The organism is Methylococcus capsulatus, from assembly GCF_036864975.1.
In the GTDB taxonomy this organism is placed as follows: domain Bacteria; phylum Pseudomonadota; class Gammaproteobacteria; order Methylococcales; family Methylococcaceae; genus Methylococcus.
This window is the reverse complement of sequence record NZ_CP104311.1, coordinates 2,425,942-2,443,393: the sequence shown is the minus strand read 5'-3', so window position 1 is coordinate 2,443,393 and position 17,452 is coordinate 2,425,942. Positions and strand designations below refer to the sequence as shown.

Genomic DNA, 17,452 nt, shown 5'->3' with positions numbered 1-17,452 from the left:
TGGGTTCAAGCGCCGCCTTTACGCTGCATCATGCCTTTGGAAGGGTTGTAGCCAACAATCGCCGCGGCGAGAAACAGCGCCGTGGCCGCGGCCGTGTAGCCACATGCCAACCCGTTGAATCGTCCGTACAGCGCGAAGCGGATCAGTTCCACTGCCTGCGAGAAAGGGTTCCAGCGGGCCAGCCAATACAGCAGTTCGCTGGACTCCTGGATCTTCCAGAGCGGGTACAGCGCCGTGGACATAAAAAACATCGGGAATATTACGAAATTCATCACGCCGGCGAAATTCTCCAATTGGCGGATGAATGATGATAATAGCAGGCCGAGCGCCCCCAGCATCACGCCGGAGAGCAGCAGTGCCGGCAGCACCGCCAGATAGCCCTGGACCGGCGCCTCGATGCCGTAGGCCCAGGCGATCCCTAAGAACACATAGACCTGGAGGATCGACACCGCGACGCCCGCGACCAGCTTGGCCGTCAGCAAAAACCAGCGCGGCAGAGGGCTGACCAGCAAGGTTCGCATGCTGCCCATCTCACGGTCATACACCATCGACAGCGAACTCTGCATGCCGTTGAATAATTGGATCATCCCGAGGAGTCCCGGAGTGATGTACACCTCGTACAGAATATAGGTCTCATAGGGCGGAGTGATCGCCAGACCCAAGGTCGAACGGAAACCCGCGGCGAAGACGAACAGCCAGACCAAAGGCCGCACCAGGGCAGAAACGAAACGTTCGCGCTGCTGGACGAAGCGGTAGAGTTCGCGGGCGACGATGCCGCGCAACGCCCGCAGATAATGCATCGGCCTCATCCCTCACCCTCCGCCGTCAGCCGGTGGAATGCCGCGCTCACCGTATCCACCCCCTGCCCGGCCAGCACCTCACGCACGGTACCCTGTGCCCGGACCCGCCCCTTGTGCAGCACGATGAGGCTGTCATCCTCGCCGATCTCATCGATCAGATGGGTCGCCCACAGCACAGCCACACCGCGGGAGCGGCACAGCGCATGGATGTATTCGACCAGGGCCCTGCGGCTGGGCACGTCCAGCCCCACACTGGGCTCGTCCAGCAGCAGCAGGACGGGACGGTGCAGGAGAGCGCGGGCAATCTCCACCCGCCGCCGGTGGCCGCCGTTGAGCTGTCGGACCTTCTCGTCGCGCCGGCCGTACATGCCCTGCCGCTCCAGTTCCTCGCCGATCCGGCGTTCGGCCTCCTTGCGACTGAGCCCATGCAGGGCGGCATGATAGCGCAGGTTCTGGGCGACGCTCAGATCCAGGTCGAGGGTTGGCTGCTGGAACACGACGCCGAGCCGGGACAGCGCGGCATAGGAGTCCTCGCGCAAAGAACGGCCGGCAATGCGGATCTGCCCGGCAGGCGCATCGTAAAGCCGGGTGACCAGCGAGAACAGTGTACTCTTGCCCGCGCCGTTCGGGCCAAGCAGGATCGCACACTCGCCCGGCTGGACCCGGAAGCCCACTTCGTCCAGCGCCTTGCGCGGCCCGTAGGCAAACGACAGCTGTTCGACCTCGAGTACTGGAACCGCCACACTCATGGCCGGACAGCAACCCCCCAGGGGTGGGAGCCCACCGCCACCGATTTGGTCACTTTGTGTGATGCCAGGTCGATGATGGAAACATCGTTGCTCAGACCGTTGGTCGTATACAGCCGCTTGAAGTCCGGCGAAAACTCCAGATTCCACACCCGCTGACCGACCAGCAGGTAATCCTTCACTTCCAGCTTCTGCGCGTCGACCACCGCGACGCGGTTGGCCGGCCCCAGCGCCACGTAGGCGTAGCTCCGGTCGGGATCGATGCGGATGCCGACCGGCTGGACCTTCTCCGGCGTCACTCCGGCAATCTTGAAAGAAATCGTCTTGAGAGGCTGGCGGGTTTCCGTATCGATCACCGTGACCGTCCCGGCGATCTCGGAACTGACCCACAGTTGCCGGCTATCGGCGGTGAAGGCTGCGGCGCGGGGCCGGGGGTCGAGGAGGGTGTTGTCTACGACTTCCAGTTCGGCCCGGTCGATCCAGTGCGCCATGTTGGTGGTCTCGCTGGTGCTCACCACCCAGCGTCCGTCCGGGCTGACCGCGATGCCTTCCGGCTCGACACCCACCGGGATCGCCTTGACCGCCTTACGGGCTGCGATGTCGATCACCGTCACCCGGTTGTCGTCCTCGTTGGAGACGTACAGAAACCGGCCGTCCGGGTCCATGGCGAAGGTTTCCGGATCCTTGCCGGAAGGCAGCGTCCCGATGACGTTCAGCGTCCCGGCATCGATCACCTGGATGGCATCGCTGTCGCTGGCGGCAACATAAAGACTGTTGCCGTCCTTCGCCAGCGAGATTCCGCGCGGGCGCTTGCCGATCTTGGCCGTCTTGGTCCGGGTGCCGGTGGCGCCGTCGACGACGGCGATGGCATCGTCCTTCTCCAGGGTGACGTAAACGGTATCCGCGGCCGCGACGCCGCAGAGCAGGACGAGGACGGCGCCGATCAGGCGGCTGTCATGGCTTGGCACGGCACGAAGTCTCCGGTTCATCATAACCCAGACTGTCCAATTCATTCTTCGGATGGGCAAACCCCTCCAATGGGGCCACCGCGACCAGGGAGCGTTCCTGTGCCAGCAGTACCGGCTGCCGCAACTGGCCGTCCCAGCGCCGGAACGACAGCGGTACGCCCTTGAAGCCGGCCAGCGCGAAGCCGTCACCCAGCAGGAAGGACCGGATCGCCTCGAACTCCAGCGACCGGGTCCGGGTCGCAGCCTCGCCGATCGCCCGCACCGCTAGCCACGCGCCGTAATCGGCCTCGGTCATCCACCGCCCCGCCTGCTGCCGGAAACGGTTTTGCAATTGGATCGCCCCCCATGCCTCCAGGGTGTGATGCCAGGCGCTGGCAGTCAGTCCCTGGGTCCCGGCGACGGGTCGGGGCAGCCAGGTCCGGTATGACAGAATGTCTCCGAACAAACCGGCCTCATCGGCCACGAGGACGATGTCGTAATCGCTGCCCTGAGTGAACACCGGCACCTCCGATTCCGGCGTCCTCCGGTCGTCGAAGCTGTGCGCCCAGGTCTTCTCCGCGACGATCTTCATGCCGAAGCGCTTGGCCGAGCGCTGCAACGCGTCGGCAAACAAGCGGTCCTCCGGCGCCGGCCCCACGGCCAGGAACCATCGGGTCCATTTCTTCTTCGCCAGATACTGGGACAAGGCGTCCGCCCGCATGGCCCGGCTCGGCAGCAGATGCAGCACGTTGGACGCGCAGGCCTCGCCACGCAGGGCATCGTCGCGACTGGAAACGTCCAGCAGCAGGATGTCATGCGCCTCAGGCAGAGCGGCCAGTCGCCGCAGAACTTCAGGCTTCAGATCGGTCAGGATGAAACGGCGGCCGTCCGCGACCAGCCGCTTGAACGCCGCCTCCGGATCGTCTGACGGCGCGAGCAGGGCTTCGGCGATGGCGAACTCCTGGCGGGTGAAGCGTCCGGTGGTGTTGTCATCCGCCAGCCCGAGTCTTGCACCTTGAATGCCGCGGTCAGTCACCACGGGGTCGAAATACGGTGGAACCACGGTCGTTTCCGCTGGCTGGCCCAGATAGGCGAGGGTTAACCGTTCCACCGCCGGGGGCGCCGCCACCGGTGCCTGGGTCTGCTGCGGGTGAGGCGAAGCCCGTTTGGCCGCCTCGACCGCATCGGCCTGAAGCAGCGCCAAGGCGGCGATGCCGGACCTGAGCGCGGCCCGACCCGCACTGACTCCGAGGCGGTTGAAGCGGATCAAAAGTTTCAATGCCGGATTGACTTCAAAGCGAAGCAACACCCCAAGACCGGGGAGGGTGGAATTCTATGGGATTTGTAAGGAACACACCATGAGGCGGCGAGATGATAGATAATCGCTAAATTACACGCAGGTCGTAGCGGCCCGACAGCCAGACCGCCCGGTCACTGGCCGCGCATTCCCATCTCCTTCGCTCACGCTGCATGAATAAGCCCGCGTTTGCCGCTTTGTTTCTGTCATTGTCCGCTCCGCCCGCTCCTGCCGTCGATCTGCTCGGCGTATTCGATCTCGCGCTGCAATACGATCCCCGTCTGCATGCCGCCCAGGCCCAGCGCGACGCGGCGCTCGAGAACAAACCGCAGGCCGTGGCCCGGCTGCTGCCGACGGTATCGGCCAGCACCGGCCTGACCCGCCAGATAGTCCAGACCGGTGACTCGCCCATCCTGGCGTTCAATGCCAAAAAGAACGTCGGTTTCTGGCTGGCGACCGGCATCGTGCAGCTGGTGCAGCCGATCTACCAGCACGACTTGTGGGTGCGGCTGGCCCAGGCCGACAATGCGGTGGCCGAAGCCGAGGCCCTCTACGCGGCGGAACTGCAGAACGTGATGCTGCGGGTGACCCAGACCTATTTCGAGGTGCTGTACAAGGAAGCCTCGCTGGACTTCGCCAGAGCCGAACTGGAGTCGATCAACCGGGAGCTGGAGCAAGCCAATGCCCGCTTCGAGGTTGGCCTGTCAGCGGTGACCGATGTGAACGAAGCGCAGGCCGCAGCAGACAGGGCGCGGGCAGGCGTCATCATCGCCGAGAACGAGCTGAACAACGCCCGGGAGTATCTGCGTCAGATCGTGGGTGACGATCCCGGCGACCTGGAACCCCTGAAGCTCGAAGTGCCGTTGGAAGATCCAATGCCGGACGACATCGAGCGCTGGAACGACACCGCCCAGCAGAATGCGCTGACCATCATCGCCGCGACCAACCGGGCCGACCGAGCCAAACAGGAAATCGAGGTGCAGTTCGCCGGGCACTATCCCTCGATCAACCTGATCGCCGATACTCAGTTCTACGACAACGACCGGCCGCCCCGCCCCAATCGCTACCAGCAGCAGGACGTGGGCATGCAGATCAACGTGCCGCTGTTCGCGGGCGGCGGAGTGAATTCCCGGGTCCGGCAGGCGCGCTTCGGTTTCGAAGCCGCCATCCAGCAGCTGGACCAGGAACGCCGCGCCGTCCGCACCAAAGTGAAGAACGCCTATCGGGCCATCCGTTCCGCCATTGGCCAGGCCCAAGCCTTCAAAACCGCGATCAAGTCGTCCGAAAGCGCGCTGGAGGCCGCCATCTCCGGCATGGAGGTCGGCACCCGGACCATGACGGACGTGCTGTTCGTACAGCGCCAGTATTACCAGAACAAACGCGACTTCGCCCTGGCTCTGCGCGACTACATCATCAACAGTGTCGCGCTCAAGGAAGCCGCCAGCGTGATGCAGCGCGAGGACCTGGACCGGATCAACGGATGGCTGCAGGCTCAGGCCGCGGCATCGGCAAAGGACAAGGCCGGGCCGCGCCAGTGCAATCGAAGCCCCGGCCGGGCCGCACCGCCGGCTGAGGAAGCAACCTGCTCGAAGCGCCCCGGACCTGCACCGGCAAACCGCCCTCGGTAATGTGTCGCGACCTGGCGCAAAACGCTCTATCCCCCCGCGGCGAAACCGGCCGGCAACGGCTGCACCCCCTGTGAGCCTGGCCATAATACCGCCACGGCATGGCTCGTTACCTCCTCCGGACCGCTGCTCCAGAACGCTTCGGCACCCGGCGACGTCCGCCGCGTGAGCAGCCCCTCGGCTTCGAGACGGCGCCGGAGCTGGCGCGCCACCGCAGAACCGGTTTCGACGATGCACACCTCGGGCCCAGCAATCTCGGCGATCAGACCGGCCAGGAAAGGATAGTGGGTACAGCCCAGCACCAGGGTATCGGCACCGCGTTCCAGCGCCGGCCCGGTGTAACGGCGGACGAGGTCGCGCGTCGCCGGACTCGTCAGTTCTCCCCGCTCCACCTGCTCCACCCAGCCGGGGCACGCCTGCGCGATCACTTCCACCCTTTGGCCGGTACGGCCGACCAGTTCGCGGAACCTGGCGCTGTTCAATGTACCCTCGGTCGCCAGCACACCGACGACGCGCGATTTCGACAACGCAACGGCGGGCTTGATGCCCGGCTCCATGCCGATGACCGGGACGCTGAACTCCGCGCGCAACACCGCGATGGCCGCCGCCGTCGCGGTGTTGCAGGCCACGACGATGGCTTTCGCGCCGCGGCCGAGCAGAAACCGTCCGACCGCCAGCGCCCGCCGTTCGATGTATGCCGCGGGCTTGCTGCCATAGGGCAAATGGCCCGAATCAGCGACATACAGCAGGTTCTCGCAGGGAAGCGCGGCGCGTATCTCCCGCAGCACGGAGAGTCCGCCCACACCCGAATCGAACACGCCGATGGGATGGTCGTTGCCAGTCAAGTCCGGAACACTCTTCGCAATCAGGCCGGGGGCAGGCGCATCTCGTCGTTCCAGTCGCGCCACAGCGAAATGAGCACGGCCATTACGGTGGGTCCGATGAACAAGCCGACGAACCCCATCGCCTCGACGCCACCGAAAATGCCCAGCAGGGTGGGCAGGAAAGGAATGTTGGCGGCACCGCCGATCAGGGCCGGGCGCACGTAGTTGTCCGCGATGAGGGTAACGATGAAGCCGTAGACGGCCAGTGCGATGCCTGCCATCACATGCCCTTGCACGATCAGATAGATCGAAGCGGCGCCAAACACGAGCTTGGCGGCGAACGGCACCAACGCAATGACTGCCGTCAGGGTGCCGAGCAGGACCGGCTGGCTCAGACCGGCCGCCCAGTAGCCGAGGCCCAGCACGACTCCCTTGCCGATCCCGACCAACAGCATCCCGTTGACCGTGCCCCGCACCGCGGTGACGGCGTGCCGTGCATAGCGGGCACCGGCGGAACCGAACAGCCTCACGGAACGGTCGAGGATCTGCCGCCCCAGCCCGTGTCCGTCGCGGAATATGAAAAACAGCGCGAGCAGCGTGATGAAGCCGGACATGAAGCGGTGCAACACCTGCGCCGCCAGATCACGGGTGTAGGTGAACACCGTACCCATCCCCATCGCGTTGAGCGCATTCTTGATCGTTTCCGGGTTACCGAAAGTCTCGCTCCAGGTTTCCTCTATCCAGCCGCCGACCCAGGGCAACTGAATCAGCCACTCCGGCGCACCGATGCCGGAACTCTGCACCTTGATCAGCAGGCGGTGGAGCATCTGCACCTCATGGCCGAGCACCACGACGCCGAAGGTCGCGGGAACCATCAGCAACACCATCATCAGCACGGTCATGCCCAGCGGCAGCCAACCCTTGCGCATCCAACGAGGCGCCCTCTGGTACAAATGCTCGTACCAGGGCCAGACGGCAAAAGCCAGCACGGCAGCCCAGGCGATGGGCATGATGAAACCATGCAGCACCCAAAAGCCCGCCGCGAGGAGCAGCAACACCGCCAGGCCGGCCGGTTTGATAATCGTCAAAAAGTGGGAAGAGGTCATCGTGATTAGGTTTCTTATGTGTTCTTATCGGCTGTCCAGAATCGTCCGCAGGCCGTGCACCAGGCGGCCTATGCCTTCCTCCGCGGTCGTGGGTCCGAGCGCGCCATAGGCGATCCGCAGGTAACAGCCGCCGTCGAGGCCAAAGGCGGTGCCGGGGATCACCGCCACGCCGAATTCGCGGATCAGCCGTTCAGCCAGGGTCAAGGCATCGCCGCCCCCTTCCACACGGATGAGGACATAGAACGCGCCTTGGGCGTCCGCCACATGGCAACGCTCCCCCAGACCAGACAACGCATCGAGTACGATGCGCCGCACCCGCGCAGTCGTCGCCAGCTTTTCCCGACAGTAGGCCGAGCCGGTTTCCATCGCTCCGACCGCCGCGTGCTGGCAAACCAGGGGCGCGCAGATCAGGTTGGTGTCCTGTACCTTGAGCACGGCCGGCTCCAGCATTTTTGGGATGAGCATGTAGCCGATGCGCCAGCCGGCGAAGCCGTAGGCCTTCGACAGAGAATACAGGGAAATCGTATGAGCAACGGAATTGGGCAGGGAAGCCGGCGAGAAATGGCGCGCACCTTCGTAGACGAAGCACTCGTAGGTTTCGTCGGTGATGTGGAACAGCCCCCGCGCGCGGCACAGCGCATTGACCGCCGCCAAGTCGGCTTCCGGATAGACCGCACCGGACGGATTGTTGGGTGATATCGTGACGATGGCCCGGGTACGCGGCGTGATGGCACGTTCCAGGCAGTCCAGATCGAGTTGGAACCGGTCGTCGGTTGGTGCCGGGACCGGCGTGCACCCCAGCATGCGGACTGCCATTTCCTGGTTGAAATAATAAGGACTCGGCAGGATGATCTCATCACCCGCATCGGCGATGGCAAACAGCGCATTCAGAAATCCCATGTTGGCGCCCGCCGTCACCAGCACCGACCGGCCGACGAGGGAAATGCCGTTCTCCCGTTCGAGTTTTTCGGCCATCAGCGCCCGCAACTCCGGCAGCCCTTCCACCGGGCCGTAGCGGTGCTGGTCCGGCCGCTCGCCGAATTCCCGCATCCGCTCCAACGCCCGCCGCGGTGGCCCGTACCAGGCCACGCCCTGCCCCATCGAAATGCCGCCGGGGTGCTCGCGGATCATCGCGGCGATGACCGGAATGATCGGTGCCTGGACCGCGCGCATCCGCCCGCTCACGGGATTGCTCATCATGGAAAAACCGTCAAACCGAAAAAATCCCTTTATTCTAGCGTCCTGCGAAACATTTACGCTTGCCCTCCGAACCGCCGGAGTCATCTTCCGCCGGGAATACGACGTGACAAAGCCAAGCGAAATGGTCAGAATTATTTGATGATTATCGACACTCTGATCACCGCGCGCTGGATCATCCCGGTCGAGCCCGACGGGGTGACGCTCGAGCACCATGCCCTGGCCATCGACCGCGGCCGCATCGCCGACCTCCTCCCCACCGCCGAAGCGCTGGTCAAATACCAGCCGCGGCGGATCGAACGGCTGGAGCATCACGCCCTGATCCCCGGCCTGGTCAATGCCCACACCCATGCCGCCATGACGCTGCTGCGCGGCGTCGCCGATGACCTGCCGCTGATGCAATGGCTGCAGAAACACATCTGGCCGCTGGAGCAAAAATGGATCGGAGAAGCCTTCGTCCGCGACGGCGTACAGCTGGCCATGGCGGAGATGATCCGGGGAGGTGTCACTTGCTTCAACGACATGTACTTCTTCCCCGAGGTGGTGGCGCGTGAAGCGGCGCGCGCCGGCATGCGGGCGGTGGTTGGCATGATCGTGGTGGACTTCCCCACCGCCTGGGCCACCGACGCGGACGAATATCTCCGCAAGGGATTGGCCCTGCGCGACGACTACCGCCATGAACCGCTGATCACCACGGTGTTCGCACCGCACGCCCCGTACACCGTGAGTGACGAACCGCTGGCGCGGATCCGTACCTGGTCGGAGGAACTGGACTGCCCGGTCCACATCCATCTCCACGAGAGCGCCGAGGAAATCCACCGGAGCGGACAGCAGTACGGCATGCGCCCCCTCAAACGGCTGGACCAGCTCGGCCTGGTCGGGCCACATCTGATCGGCGTCCATATGACTCAAGTGGAAGACGGCGAGATTGCGCGCCTGGCCGAAGCCGGCGCCAGCGTGGTGCACTGCCCCGAATCCAATCTGAAACTGGCCAGCGGCTTCTGCCCCGCCGCCAAGCTGCTGGCGGCCGGCGTCAACGTCGCCCTGGGCACCGATGGGGCGGCCAGCAACAACGACCTGGACCTGCTCGGTGAAACCCGCACCGCGGCACTGCTGGCCAAGGCGGTGGCGAACGACGCCGCTGCCCTCCCCGCCCACCAGGCGCTGCGGATGGCGACGCTGAACGGCGCGGCGGCCTTAGGATTGGCGGCAGAAACCGGCTCGCTGACGATCGGCAAAGCCGCCGACGTGGTCGCCATCGGCCTGGAGCACATCGAGTCTCTGCCCATCTACAATCCGATTTCCGACTTGGTCTATGCCGCCGGCCGCCAGCAGGTCACCGACGTCTGGGTGGCGGGGCGTCAACTGCTGAAAAAGCGCGAGCTGCTGACGCTGGACGCCACGGGAATCCGCGAGAAGACGCTGATCTGGCGCGATAAACTGATCCATCATTCCTGACCGGTCGAGACCCATGACAACCGACAACGTCCACATCGGCGAAATCGAAAAATTCGGCTCTCACGCCCACCGCTGGTGGGACCCGGACGGCGAACTGAAGACCTTGCACGCCGTCAATCCCCTGAGGATGCAATTCATCCAGGCCCACGCATCGCTTGCCGGCCGCAAGGCGGTCGATGTGGGGTGCGGCGGCGGCATCCTCACCGAAGCCCTGGCCAAGGCCGGCGCGGATGCCTTGGGAATCGACCTCAGCGAAGACTTGCTGAGCACCGCGGAGGAGCACGGCCGCGAATCCGGCCTGACCGTGGCCTACCGGCAAATCAGCGCCGAAGCGCTGGCAGACTCGCAGCCCGGTGAATTCGACGTGGTGACATGTATGGAAATGTTGGAGCATGTGCCGGATCCTGCGTCGGTGGTCGCCGCCTGCGCAAGGTTGGCCAAACCCGGCGGGACCGTGTTCTTTTCCACCCTGAACCGCACCCTCAAGGCCTATCTCCTGGCCATCGTCGGCGCAGAGTACCTGCTGCGCATGATCCCCCGCGGCACCCATGACTTCAGCAGCTTCATCCGTCCCTCCGAGCTGAGCCGCTGGGCGCGCGACTGCGGCCTGGACCTCGCCGGCATGGAAGGCATCGGATACAACCCCATCACCGGTCAGTTCCACCTGACTTCCGAACTCGGCGTCAATTACCTGGCCGCGTTCCGCAAACCCGCCGCTGCCGGATGAGCGCTGCCAACCCTGCACTCCAAAGCCGCACCGTCGTGATCACCGGCGCCGGGGGCGATCTCGGCGCCGTCGCCGCCGAAGCCTGCGCCGGCGCCGGCGCGACGGTGATCCTGCTGGGCCGTACCCTCGCCCGACTGGAAGCCACCTACGACCGCATCGTCCGGCAGGGTGGCCCCGAACCGCTCCTGGCGCCGCTGGACCTGGCCACCGCCACGCCCGAAGAATTGTCGGCCATCGCCGGCTCGATCGAATCCCGACTCGGGGCGTTGCATGGGCTGATCCATTGCGCTGCGCACATGGATTATCTGAGCCCTTTGCGCGACGTCGGCGACGCCCAGTGGCGCGATACGCTCGACGTCAACCTGACCGGGGCGTTCCGCCTGACCCGGACCCTGTTGCCCCTGCTGACGCGCTCGGAAGCCGCCGCCGTGGTCTTCGTCAGTGACAGCGAAGCCGAGCGGCCGCGCAGCTATTGGGGACCTTATGCCGTCGCCAAGGCCGGGCTGGAAGCCTTCGCCCGGGTTCTCGCGGATGAATACGACGGCGCCGGCACGCTCAGGGTCAACCTGTTGACTCCCGGCGCGATCCGCACCCGCCTGCGGCGCAAGGCCTTTCCCGCCGAAACCGCCCTGGAACCGGCGGCGCTTGCCCCTTGTTTCGTCGACCTGATGCGCAGCGACAGCCCCTACGCCAACGGCGAACGGATTGCCGCTGCGGTCACCCCATCCGCCATCGAGGAGGAAATTCAGCATGTACGGACGTGAAGACATCGTCCTGCGGCGGGATGTCAATGCGGTCCAGATTCCCGACGGCACCCCTTGTGTGCTGCCGCAAGGCCAGGTCGTCAGCCTGTTCCAGTCCCTGGGCGGCAACTTTACGGTCACCACCGAGCGCGGCTACATGGCTCGGATCGCCGGCGCCGATGCCGACGCGCTGGGCAAGGAACCACCCGTCATGCCCGGCATCAGCCCCGACGCGGACGCCGAATCGGTGGAAAAGAACGTATGGGAAGTCCTGCGCACCGTGTACGACCCAGAGATTCCGGTCAACATCGTCGACCTGGGACTGGTCTATGCCTGCCGCGTCATCCCGGACGGCAGCGGCGGCTTCAAGGTGGAAATCGTCATGACCCTCACCGCACCCGGCTGCGGCATGGGACCCGTGCTGCAAAGCGACGTGGAATACCTGGTGAAGAACCTCCCCGCCGTGACCGCCGTCGAAGTCAGCGTCGTGTTCGACCCGCCCTGGGGCCGCGACATGATGTCCGAAGCCGCGAAGCTGCAGCTCGGGATGCTTTGAGCATACCGCAACCCATCCTGAAAGAAATGAGCGGCTGATCTTCTGCGGAATCCAACGGCAACGTGCTGTACCCTTGTATCTTCCCGAATCATGAATCCAGTAGTTGATGATACGCTGTGGAGCTTGTGGGCAGCCGCCGACCTGTGGGCAAGCGGTGGGAAACGCGCAGCGTTTTCCACGGCTTGTCCATGGGGAACCGCGCTTTGCCGGTTAGGCGGGAATCGGCGCAGCCGGCTGTCCACAAATCCACGGCGTCCGTTGTTTCGGGCACGGCGGCGCAGCCTGTTCCCCCCTGGGGCCACCAAGCCCGTCCGCGAGCGGATGGCGCGCCGCCGTGACCGTTGCTCATTTCACCTTCTCCACGCCCAAATCCTGGCAAATCTTGTTGGCCAGAAGCTCGGGGATTTCATGATGGCGCGGAATGGCGGAGCGGCGTTTGTTGGCCGGATTCCACCACCAGGAATGGCGGCCGCCCTCGCGCAGCAGATCGCAGCCTTGCTGCCGCAAATAGCGCAGCAATTCTTGCCGCTTCACAGGGTAATGACCTCTTCCCGGTAATTCGGCCCGGCTGCGGCGAGGGCGTCCTGGCGGTTCATTTCGATGGATTCGGCCAGACAAACCCTCAGGCTGTCGAGCAGTGCTTCATACGTGGTTTCCTGGGCGTTGACACCGGGAAGTTCCTCGATCCAGCCAATCCACCAGCCTTCGCTTTGCTGGACCACAGCGGTGTAGGTTTGCTGATTCATACATCGACCTCTTCATTCAAGTTCAGTCATCAATTTTTCCAATCCCGCCACCACCTTGCAGTAATCCTCCAGCACCTCGGCCACCAGCGCGCGGGTCTTCGTCGCTGGTCTTTTCCGCCACGCGCGGCTTCCACTGGCCGGCGCCCAGGTTGTAGCCGGCATCAGGTAAGCTTTTCGCGGCTCACCCACCAGCAAGTCGGTTCCTCGCTACCGTGCGGCAGCAGGGTGTTGGCTTCCAGTCCGAGCGGGGCGGCGAAGCCGCCGGCCTTGTAGGCCTTCCAGTGCGTGAGCAGGTCGGGAATGTCGTTCTTCTCCGGCGTCTCGACGCGGCCGCCGCCGGCGATCTTGTCCGGGTCGTAGCCGTCGTTCCTGACCTCGTAGAACCAGACCTTATCCACCCCGCTTGGCGGTGTCGGAGGCGGGCTTTCTGAACATTCGAAGATGTCACCCTTCACATCCGGACCGAGCTTGCGGAATTCGAAGCTGTCGAGCTCGTCGATGACCTGCTTGAGCACGTTGGAATCGACGATCTTCCAGCACGGCATCGCGGAAGTACTCGGCCACTCCGGCTCATCCTTGGCGAGCGAAGCCATGTAGGGGAAAACCTCGTCGCGCGGATGAAGTCGCGCAGCTCCGTGCCGCTCTTGAAGCGCCAGTGGCTCCAAGTCGGGCGTATCGTCCTTGCAGCGATAGAACTGGAAGGTGTTGCGCTCGATATAGATGGCCGGCGTGGCCGTCAGGCCAATGTGCAGCGCGTCGAAATGGGTGAGCGCGGTCTGCCAGGCGCCGTAGATGGAGCGGTGACACTCGTCGGCCACGACGACATCGAAATATCCGCTGGTGCATTCCTGATAGCGGCCGATCATGGTCTGTAGCAGGCAGACGGTGATCTGCTTTTCCTGCCGCACGATGCCGGGCTTGAGCCAATAGCTGGAATAGCTTGGCAGCAAATCCTGGATGGCTTCGATGGCCTGCTTGGCGAGTTGATCGCGGTCTACCAGGAAAAGGATGCGCTCGGCCTGCCCGGCCTGCACCAGCCGCTTCAAGTAAAGGGCGATCAGCTCGGTCTTGCCGCAACCGGTGGGGGGGTTCGATCAAGAAGCGGCGCTTGCCGAGTTCGACCGTGCGGTCGAGTGCCTGCATCGCCTCTTTCTGGTAGGGACGCAGCGTGCGGGTTTCGCCTTGGCGCAGATAAGTGTCGGGGATTGGCACCGTGGCCAGGGGCTTGCGCTCGGCGCGCATGTGCACCAGTTGCTCCAGGTCGCGGCGGGAGAAAAACGAATTGACGATGCGTGCGTCGTCGTTCTGATAGTCCCAGAAATAGATCAGTTCGCCATTGGTAAGGAAGATGAACGGCGCACCGATCTGCTTGGCGTAAGGCAGGGCCTGTTGCTTGGCGGTGTAAGGCTGAATGGTCTGTTTCTTGGCCTCGATGATGGCCAGCGGACGGCCGCGCTGATCGAGCAGTACGTAATCCGCCCGACCGGTGGGAATCGTGTCGCCATCCGCAGTGTTGAGGACGGTCGATTGCGCAGCCGGCTCTGCGACGTGGTGGCCGCCGGAAACACTGACTTCGGTCAGCACGGGCGACTTGTCGGCCGGATTCCAGCCGGCAGCGCGCAACTGATCATCGATCAGGATGCGGGCGTCGGTTTCCTTGGATTGGGTGTTCAGGTCAGTTCCCCATATATATTGCGCAAGATTTCTTACGGATGCCGGGTTATAAGCATTTGGTGTGCCAGCTAGCCAACTCCATACTTCTGCAGCCCAATCGACATGGAATATAATTTTTTTGATGACAAATTTATTGTACGGGGCGGCGTATTTGAACCCACAGCAACCCCAGCACGACAAGCACCAGCCAGATGCCGACGACCACGAAGCCGGCGGCGCGGCTCACCGGCCGGCCATTCACCGCCATTTCCGCCGCCTTGGCCCGGCATTCCGCCAGCACCGGCGGCGGTATGAGCCTGAGGGCAAGCAGGATGCCTAAGGGGATCAGCACCAGGTCGTCCAGATAGCCGAGGATGGGTACGAAGTCCGGGATCAGATCGATCGGGCTGAAGGCATAGGCCACGACGCCTGCGACCAGCAGCTTCGCGTACCACGGAGTCGCCGGATGGCGCGCGGCCAGATAGAGCGCGAAGGTTTCCGCCTTGAGGTGGCGGGCCCGGGATTTGAGACTGGCCAACATGGATGAGAACCGCGCTAAGACGCTTTCCGCAGCCCGGGCAATGCCTCGAGCAAGGACCGGGTGTACGGATGCTCCGGCCGCAGCAGCACCTGTTCGGTCGGCCCGGTTTCGACGATCCGGCCGCGGTACATGACGGCGACCCGGTGGGCGATGTCGGCGACTACGCCGAGGTCGTGGGTGATGAACAGATAGCTGAGTTTTTCTTTCTTCTGAAGATCCTTGAGCAGTTCCAGGATCTGGAACTGGACCGAGACGTCCAGTGCGCTGGTCGGTTCATCGCAAACGATGAGACGCGGTTCGACCGCCAGGGCTCTGGCAATGCAGATGCGCTGGCGCTGACCACCGGAGAATTCGTGGGGATAGCGCAGCCGGCTTTCCGGGCTCAAACCCACCGATTCCAGCAGGGACTCCACCCGCCTGCGGCGCTGCCCGGCGCTCAGCTGCGGCATCACTGCCTTCATCCCTTCTTCGATGATGTCGCCCACGATCATGCGCGGATTCATCGCGGCATACGGGTCTTGGAAAACGATCTGCATGGCCCGGCACAGCATGCGGCGCTGCTCGCCGCGGGCGGCGGTGATGTCGGTGCCGTCGAATTCGACCCTTCCGCCGGAGGAATCGATCAGATTGAGGATACCCTTGCCCAGAGTGGTCTTGCCGCAACCGGATTCGCCCACCAGAGCCAAGGTTTCCCCCGCCCGAAGGCTGAAGGACACGCCGTCCACTGCCCGCACATGACCCACCACGCGCTGGAACAGCCCTTTGCGGATCGGATAGTGTACCTTGAAATCGCTGACCTCCAGCAAGGAACGTCGGTCCTGAGCTACCGGCTCGCGCCCGACGCAATCGCTCAGTCTGGGCAAGGCATCGAGCAACTGGCGGCTGTAAGGATGCTCAGGCTGTCTGAAGAAATCATCCCGGCGGGCCTCTTCGACGATCAGGCCGTTACGCATTACCGCGATGCGGTCCGCCAAGTCGTGGACGATGCCGAGGTCGTGGGTGATCAGCCACAACGCCATGCCGGTTTCCCGCTGCAGGCGCTTGAGCAGCTCGAGGATCTGCGCCTGTACCGTGACGTCCAGCGCCGTGGTCGGTTCGTCGGCGATCAGGAGATCCGGCTCGCCCGCCAGGGCGATGGCGATCATGACGCGCTGGCGCATGCCACCGGAAAGCTGATGCGGATATTCGGCGAAATGCCGTTCAGGCCGGGGCAGACCGACCAAGCCCAGCAATTCGATCACCCGTGCCTTGAGCGCGCCGCCGTTGAGCCGTTTGTGCAGCCGCAGCACTTCGCCGACCTGCTGGCCGATGCTCATGACCGGATTGAGCGAACTCTGCGGGTCCTGGAAGACGATGCCGATGCGCCTGCCCCGCACCGAGCTCATCGCCATCTCGGGCAGGGCGAACAGGTTCCGGCCCTTGAGGGTCACCTTGCCGTCGAGAATCCGTCCGTTCTGCGGCAAGAGGCGCAGCACGGAGAGCGCCGTCACCGATTTGCCAGAGCCGGATTCGCCGACGAGGGCAAAGGTTTCACCCCGTTCAATGGCGAAGGACACGCCGCCGACGGCCTTGGTCATCTGTCCGCCTTGGACGAAGCCGGCCTTGAGGTTCTCCACCTGCAGCAGGGGGCTGCTCATCGCGTGTTTTCCAGAAAATCGCTGACGGCGGCCAAGTCGGCGTGTTCGATCACCGCGTCGGCGACGGCCCGCAGGGCCGGTTTGGGCCGGTAACCCACGCCCAATCCCGCGACCCCGAGCAGCCTGGCGTCGTTGGCCCCGTCGCCCAGACCGATGGAGGCCGCCGGCGTAAGCCCCAGCCGCCGGCACAGGCTGAGCAGAAAGCCGGCCTTCTCTGCCCCACCGCAGACCGGCCCTTCGATACGGCCGGTCAGGAAACCACCGCGCGATTCCAACCGGTTGGCGAGGGCGAAGTCCAGTCCGAGCCTGTCCTTCAGCCGGTCGACGAAGAAGTCGAAACCGCCCGATACCAGGGCAATGCGAACTCCATGGCGCCGGCAGGCGGCGACCAGCGACTCCGCTCCGGGGTTGAGCACGACCTTTTCGGCGTAGACCGCCTCCAGCACCGAAACCGGCAGTCCTTCGAGCAAGGCAACCCGGCGCTGCAGAGCTTGAGCGAAGTCCAGCTCGCCGTTCATTGCCGCCTCGGTGATCGCTGCCACCGCTTGTCGCTGACCGGCGCGGTCGGCGAGCTCGTCGATGCACTCGATGGCGATCAGAGTGGAGTCCATGTCGGTGACCAGCAAGCCGGTGGCTGCGCCCTCGAAGCCCCGCGGCAGCGGATTGATGTCCAGACGGAGCGAAGTGCGCAGCGTCTCGACGGCTTCGCGTTCGGCCGGCCGCTCATGCCTCAGCAGCCAGTGTCTACCCCGGGCCTCGAGCCGGCCGGGGATCGCCGCCAGGATGCTTGCCGCATCGGCATCGGCAAGGCGGGCGGTATGGATCAGGGTTCGGTACACCTATAAGGCT

Annotated in this window: 18 protein-coding genes and 1 pseudogene; 5 read left to right on the top strand and 14 right to left on the bottom strand. The window is 64.3% G+C overall.

Annotated elements, in window-relative coordinates:
- Window positions 1–5: 5 nt before the first annotated feature.
- The 4 genes from N4J17_RS12040 to N4J17_RS12025 are packed head-to-tail and all read right to left on the bottom strand — an operon-like array spanning window position 6 to window position 3,802.
- Window positions 6–809, bottom strand: coding sequence for an ABC transporter permease (locus N4J17_RS12040; protein ID WP_232470156.1), 804 nt, complete (start codon window positions 807–809; stop codon window positions 6–8).
- A complete protein-coding gene (locus N4J17_RS12035; protein ID WP_198321449.1) occupies window positions 806–1,549 on the bottom strand; it encodes an ABC transporter ATP-binding protein in 744 nt (247 codons plus the stop codon). The genes N4J17_RS12040 and N4J17_RS12035 overlap by 4 nt, the downstream gene beginning before the upstream one ends.
- Complete coding sequence (locus tag N4J17_RS12030; RefSeq protein ID WP_198321448.1) at window positions 1,546–2,535, bottom strand: YVTN family beta-propeller repeat protein; 990 nt, start codon at window positions 2,533–2,535, stop codon at window positions 1,546–1,548. The genes N4J17_RS12035 and N4J17_RS12030 overlap by 4 nt, the downstream gene beginning before the upstream one ends.
- Entirely contained in the window at window positions 2,501–3,802 is a 1,302-nt protein-coding gene (locus N4J17_RS12025; RefSeq protein WP_277458281.1) for an ABC transporter substrate-binding protein, read from the bottom strand. The genes N4J17_RS12030 and N4J17_RS12025 overlap by 35 nt, the downstream gene beginning before the upstream one ends.
- Window positions 3,803–3,963: 161 nt before the next feature.
- Between N4J17_RS12025 and N4J17_RS12020 the strand changes: the two genes are divergently transcribed.
- Window positions 3,964–5,418 (top strand): TolC family outer membrane protein, encoded by a 1,455-nt coding sequence (locus N4J17_RS12020; protein ID WP_232470155.1) that lies wholly within the window; start codon window positions 3,964–3,966, stop codon window positions 5,416–5,418.
- 26 nt (window positions 5,419–5,444) lie between these two features.
- Here N4J17_RS12020 and murI read toward each other — a convergent pair whose 3' ends face one another.
- From murI to N4J17_RS12005, 3 genes are read right to left on the bottom strand one after another with little or no spacing between them, the layout of a single operon-like run.
- Window positions 5,445–6,260: a glutamate racemase gene (gene murI / locus N4J17_RS12015; RefSeq protein WP_198321447.1), complete on the bottom strand. Its 816-nt coding sequence runs from the start codon at window positions 6,258–6,260 to the stop codon at window positions 5,445–5,447.
- A 20-nt stretch (window positions 6,261–6,280) separates the two neighbouring features.
- Window positions 6,281–7,327 carry an AI-2E family transporter gene (locus tag N4J17_RS12010; protein ID WP_338457604.1) on the bottom strand — a complete coding sequence of 349 codons (1,047 nt, stop codon included), beginning with the start codon at window positions 7,325–7,327 and terminating at the stop codon, window positions 6,281–6,283.
- Between the two features lie 42 nt (window positions 7,328–7,369).
- Entirely contained in the window at window positions 7,370–8,545 is a 1,176-nt protein-coding gene (locus N4J17_RS12005; RefSeq protein WP_198321445.1) for a pyridoxal phosphate-dependent aminotransferase, read from the bottom strand.
- Window positions 8,546–8,683: 138 nt separating this feature from the next.
- Between N4J17_RS12005 and N4J17_RS12000 the strand changes: the two genes are divergently transcribed.
- Genes N4J17_RS12000 through sufT form a run of 4 tightly spaced genes read left to right on the top strand, consistent with a single transcriptional unit; the run spans window position 8,684 to window position 12,026 of the window.
- Complete coding sequence (locus N4J17_RS12000; protein WP_198321444.1) at window positions 8,684–10,000, top strand: TRZ/ATZ family hydrolase; 1,317 nt, start codon at window positions 8,684–8,686, stop codon at window positions 9,998–10,000.
- 13 nt (window positions 10,001–10,013) lie between these two features.
- The gene (gene ubiG, locus N4J17_RS11995) at window positions 10,014–10,727 is read left to right on the top strand and encodes a bifunctional 2-polyprenyl-6-hydroxyphenol methylase/3-demethylubiquinol 3-O-methyltransferase UbiG (protein ID WP_198321443.1); all 714 of its coding nucleotides are present in this window, start codon (window positions 10,014–10,016) and stop codon (window positions 10,725–10,727) included.
- The gene (locus N4J17_RS11990; RefSeq protein WP_198321442.1) at window positions 10,724–11,491 is read left to right on the top strand and encodes an SDR family NAD(P)-dependent oxidoreductase; all 768 of its coding nucleotides are present in this window, start codon (window positions 10,724–10,726) and stop codon (window positions 11,489–11,491) included. The genes ubiG and N4J17_RS11990 overlap by 4 nt, the downstream gene beginning before the upstream one ends.
- Window positions 11,478–12,026, top strand: a complete 549-nt coding sequence (sufT, locus tag N4J17_RS11985) for a putative Fe-S cluster assembly protein SufT (RefSeq protein ID WP_198321441.1) — start codon at window positions 11,478–11,480, stop codon at window positions 12,024–12,026. Before N4J17_RS11990 ends, sufT begins: the two co-directional genes overlap by 14 nt.
- Before the next feature lie 345 nt (window positions 12,027–12,371).
- Here sufT and N4J17_RS11980 read toward each other — a convergent pair whose 3' ends face one another.
- The 7 genes and pseudogenes from N4J17_RS11980 to serB form a co-directional block, all read right to left on the bottom strand.
- Window positions 12,372–12,560, bottom strand: a complete 189-nt coding sequence (locus N4J17_RS11980; protein WP_198321440.1) for a type II toxin-antitoxin system HicA family toxin — start codon at window positions 12,558–12,560, stop codon at window positions 12,372–12,374.
- A complete protein-coding gene (locus tag N4J17_RS11975) occupies window positions 12,557–12,772 on the bottom strand; it encodes a type II toxin-antitoxin system HicB family antitoxin (protein ID WP_198321439.1) in 216 nt (71 codons plus the stop codon). Before N4J17_RS11975 ends, N4J17_RS11980 begins: the two co-directional genes overlap by 4 nt.
- 161 nt (window positions 12,773–12,933) lie before the next feature.
- On the bottom strand, window positions 12,934–13,818 hold the full coding sequence (locus N4J17_RS11970) for a DEAD/DEAH box helicase family protein (RefSeq protein ID WP_198321437.1): 885 nt from the start codon (window positions 13,816–13,818) through the stop codon (window positions 12,934–12,936).
- A 304-nt stretch (window positions 13,819–14,122) separates the two neighbouring features.
- Window positions 14,123–14,356, bottom strand: a pseudogene (locus N4J17_RS16615) (hypothetical protein); the annotation flags it as partial.
- 220 nt (window positions 14,357–14,576) lie between these two features.
- Window positions 14,577–14,966, bottom strand: a complete 390-nt coding sequence (locus N4J17_RS11960) for a YkvA family protein (protein ID WP_198321436.1) — start codon at window positions 14,964–14,966, stop codon at window positions 14,577–14,579.
- A 14-nt stretch (window positions 14,967–14,980) separates the two neighbouring features.
- Window positions 14,981–16,603 (bottom strand): ABC transporter ATP-binding protein, encoded by a 1,623-nt coding sequence (locus tag N4J17_RS11955; protein ID WP_198321435.1) that lies wholly within the window; start codon window positions 16,601–16,603, stop codon window positions 14,981–14,983.
- A complete protein-coding gene (gene serB / locus N4J17_RS11950; RefSeq protein ID WP_198321434.1) occupies window positions 16,600–17,442 on the bottom strand; it encodes a phosphoserine phosphatase SerB in 843 nt (280 codons plus the stop codon). The genes N4J17_RS11955 and serB overlap by 4 nt, the downstream gene beginning before the upstream one ends.
- Window positions 17,443–17,452: the final 10 nt, after the last annotated feature.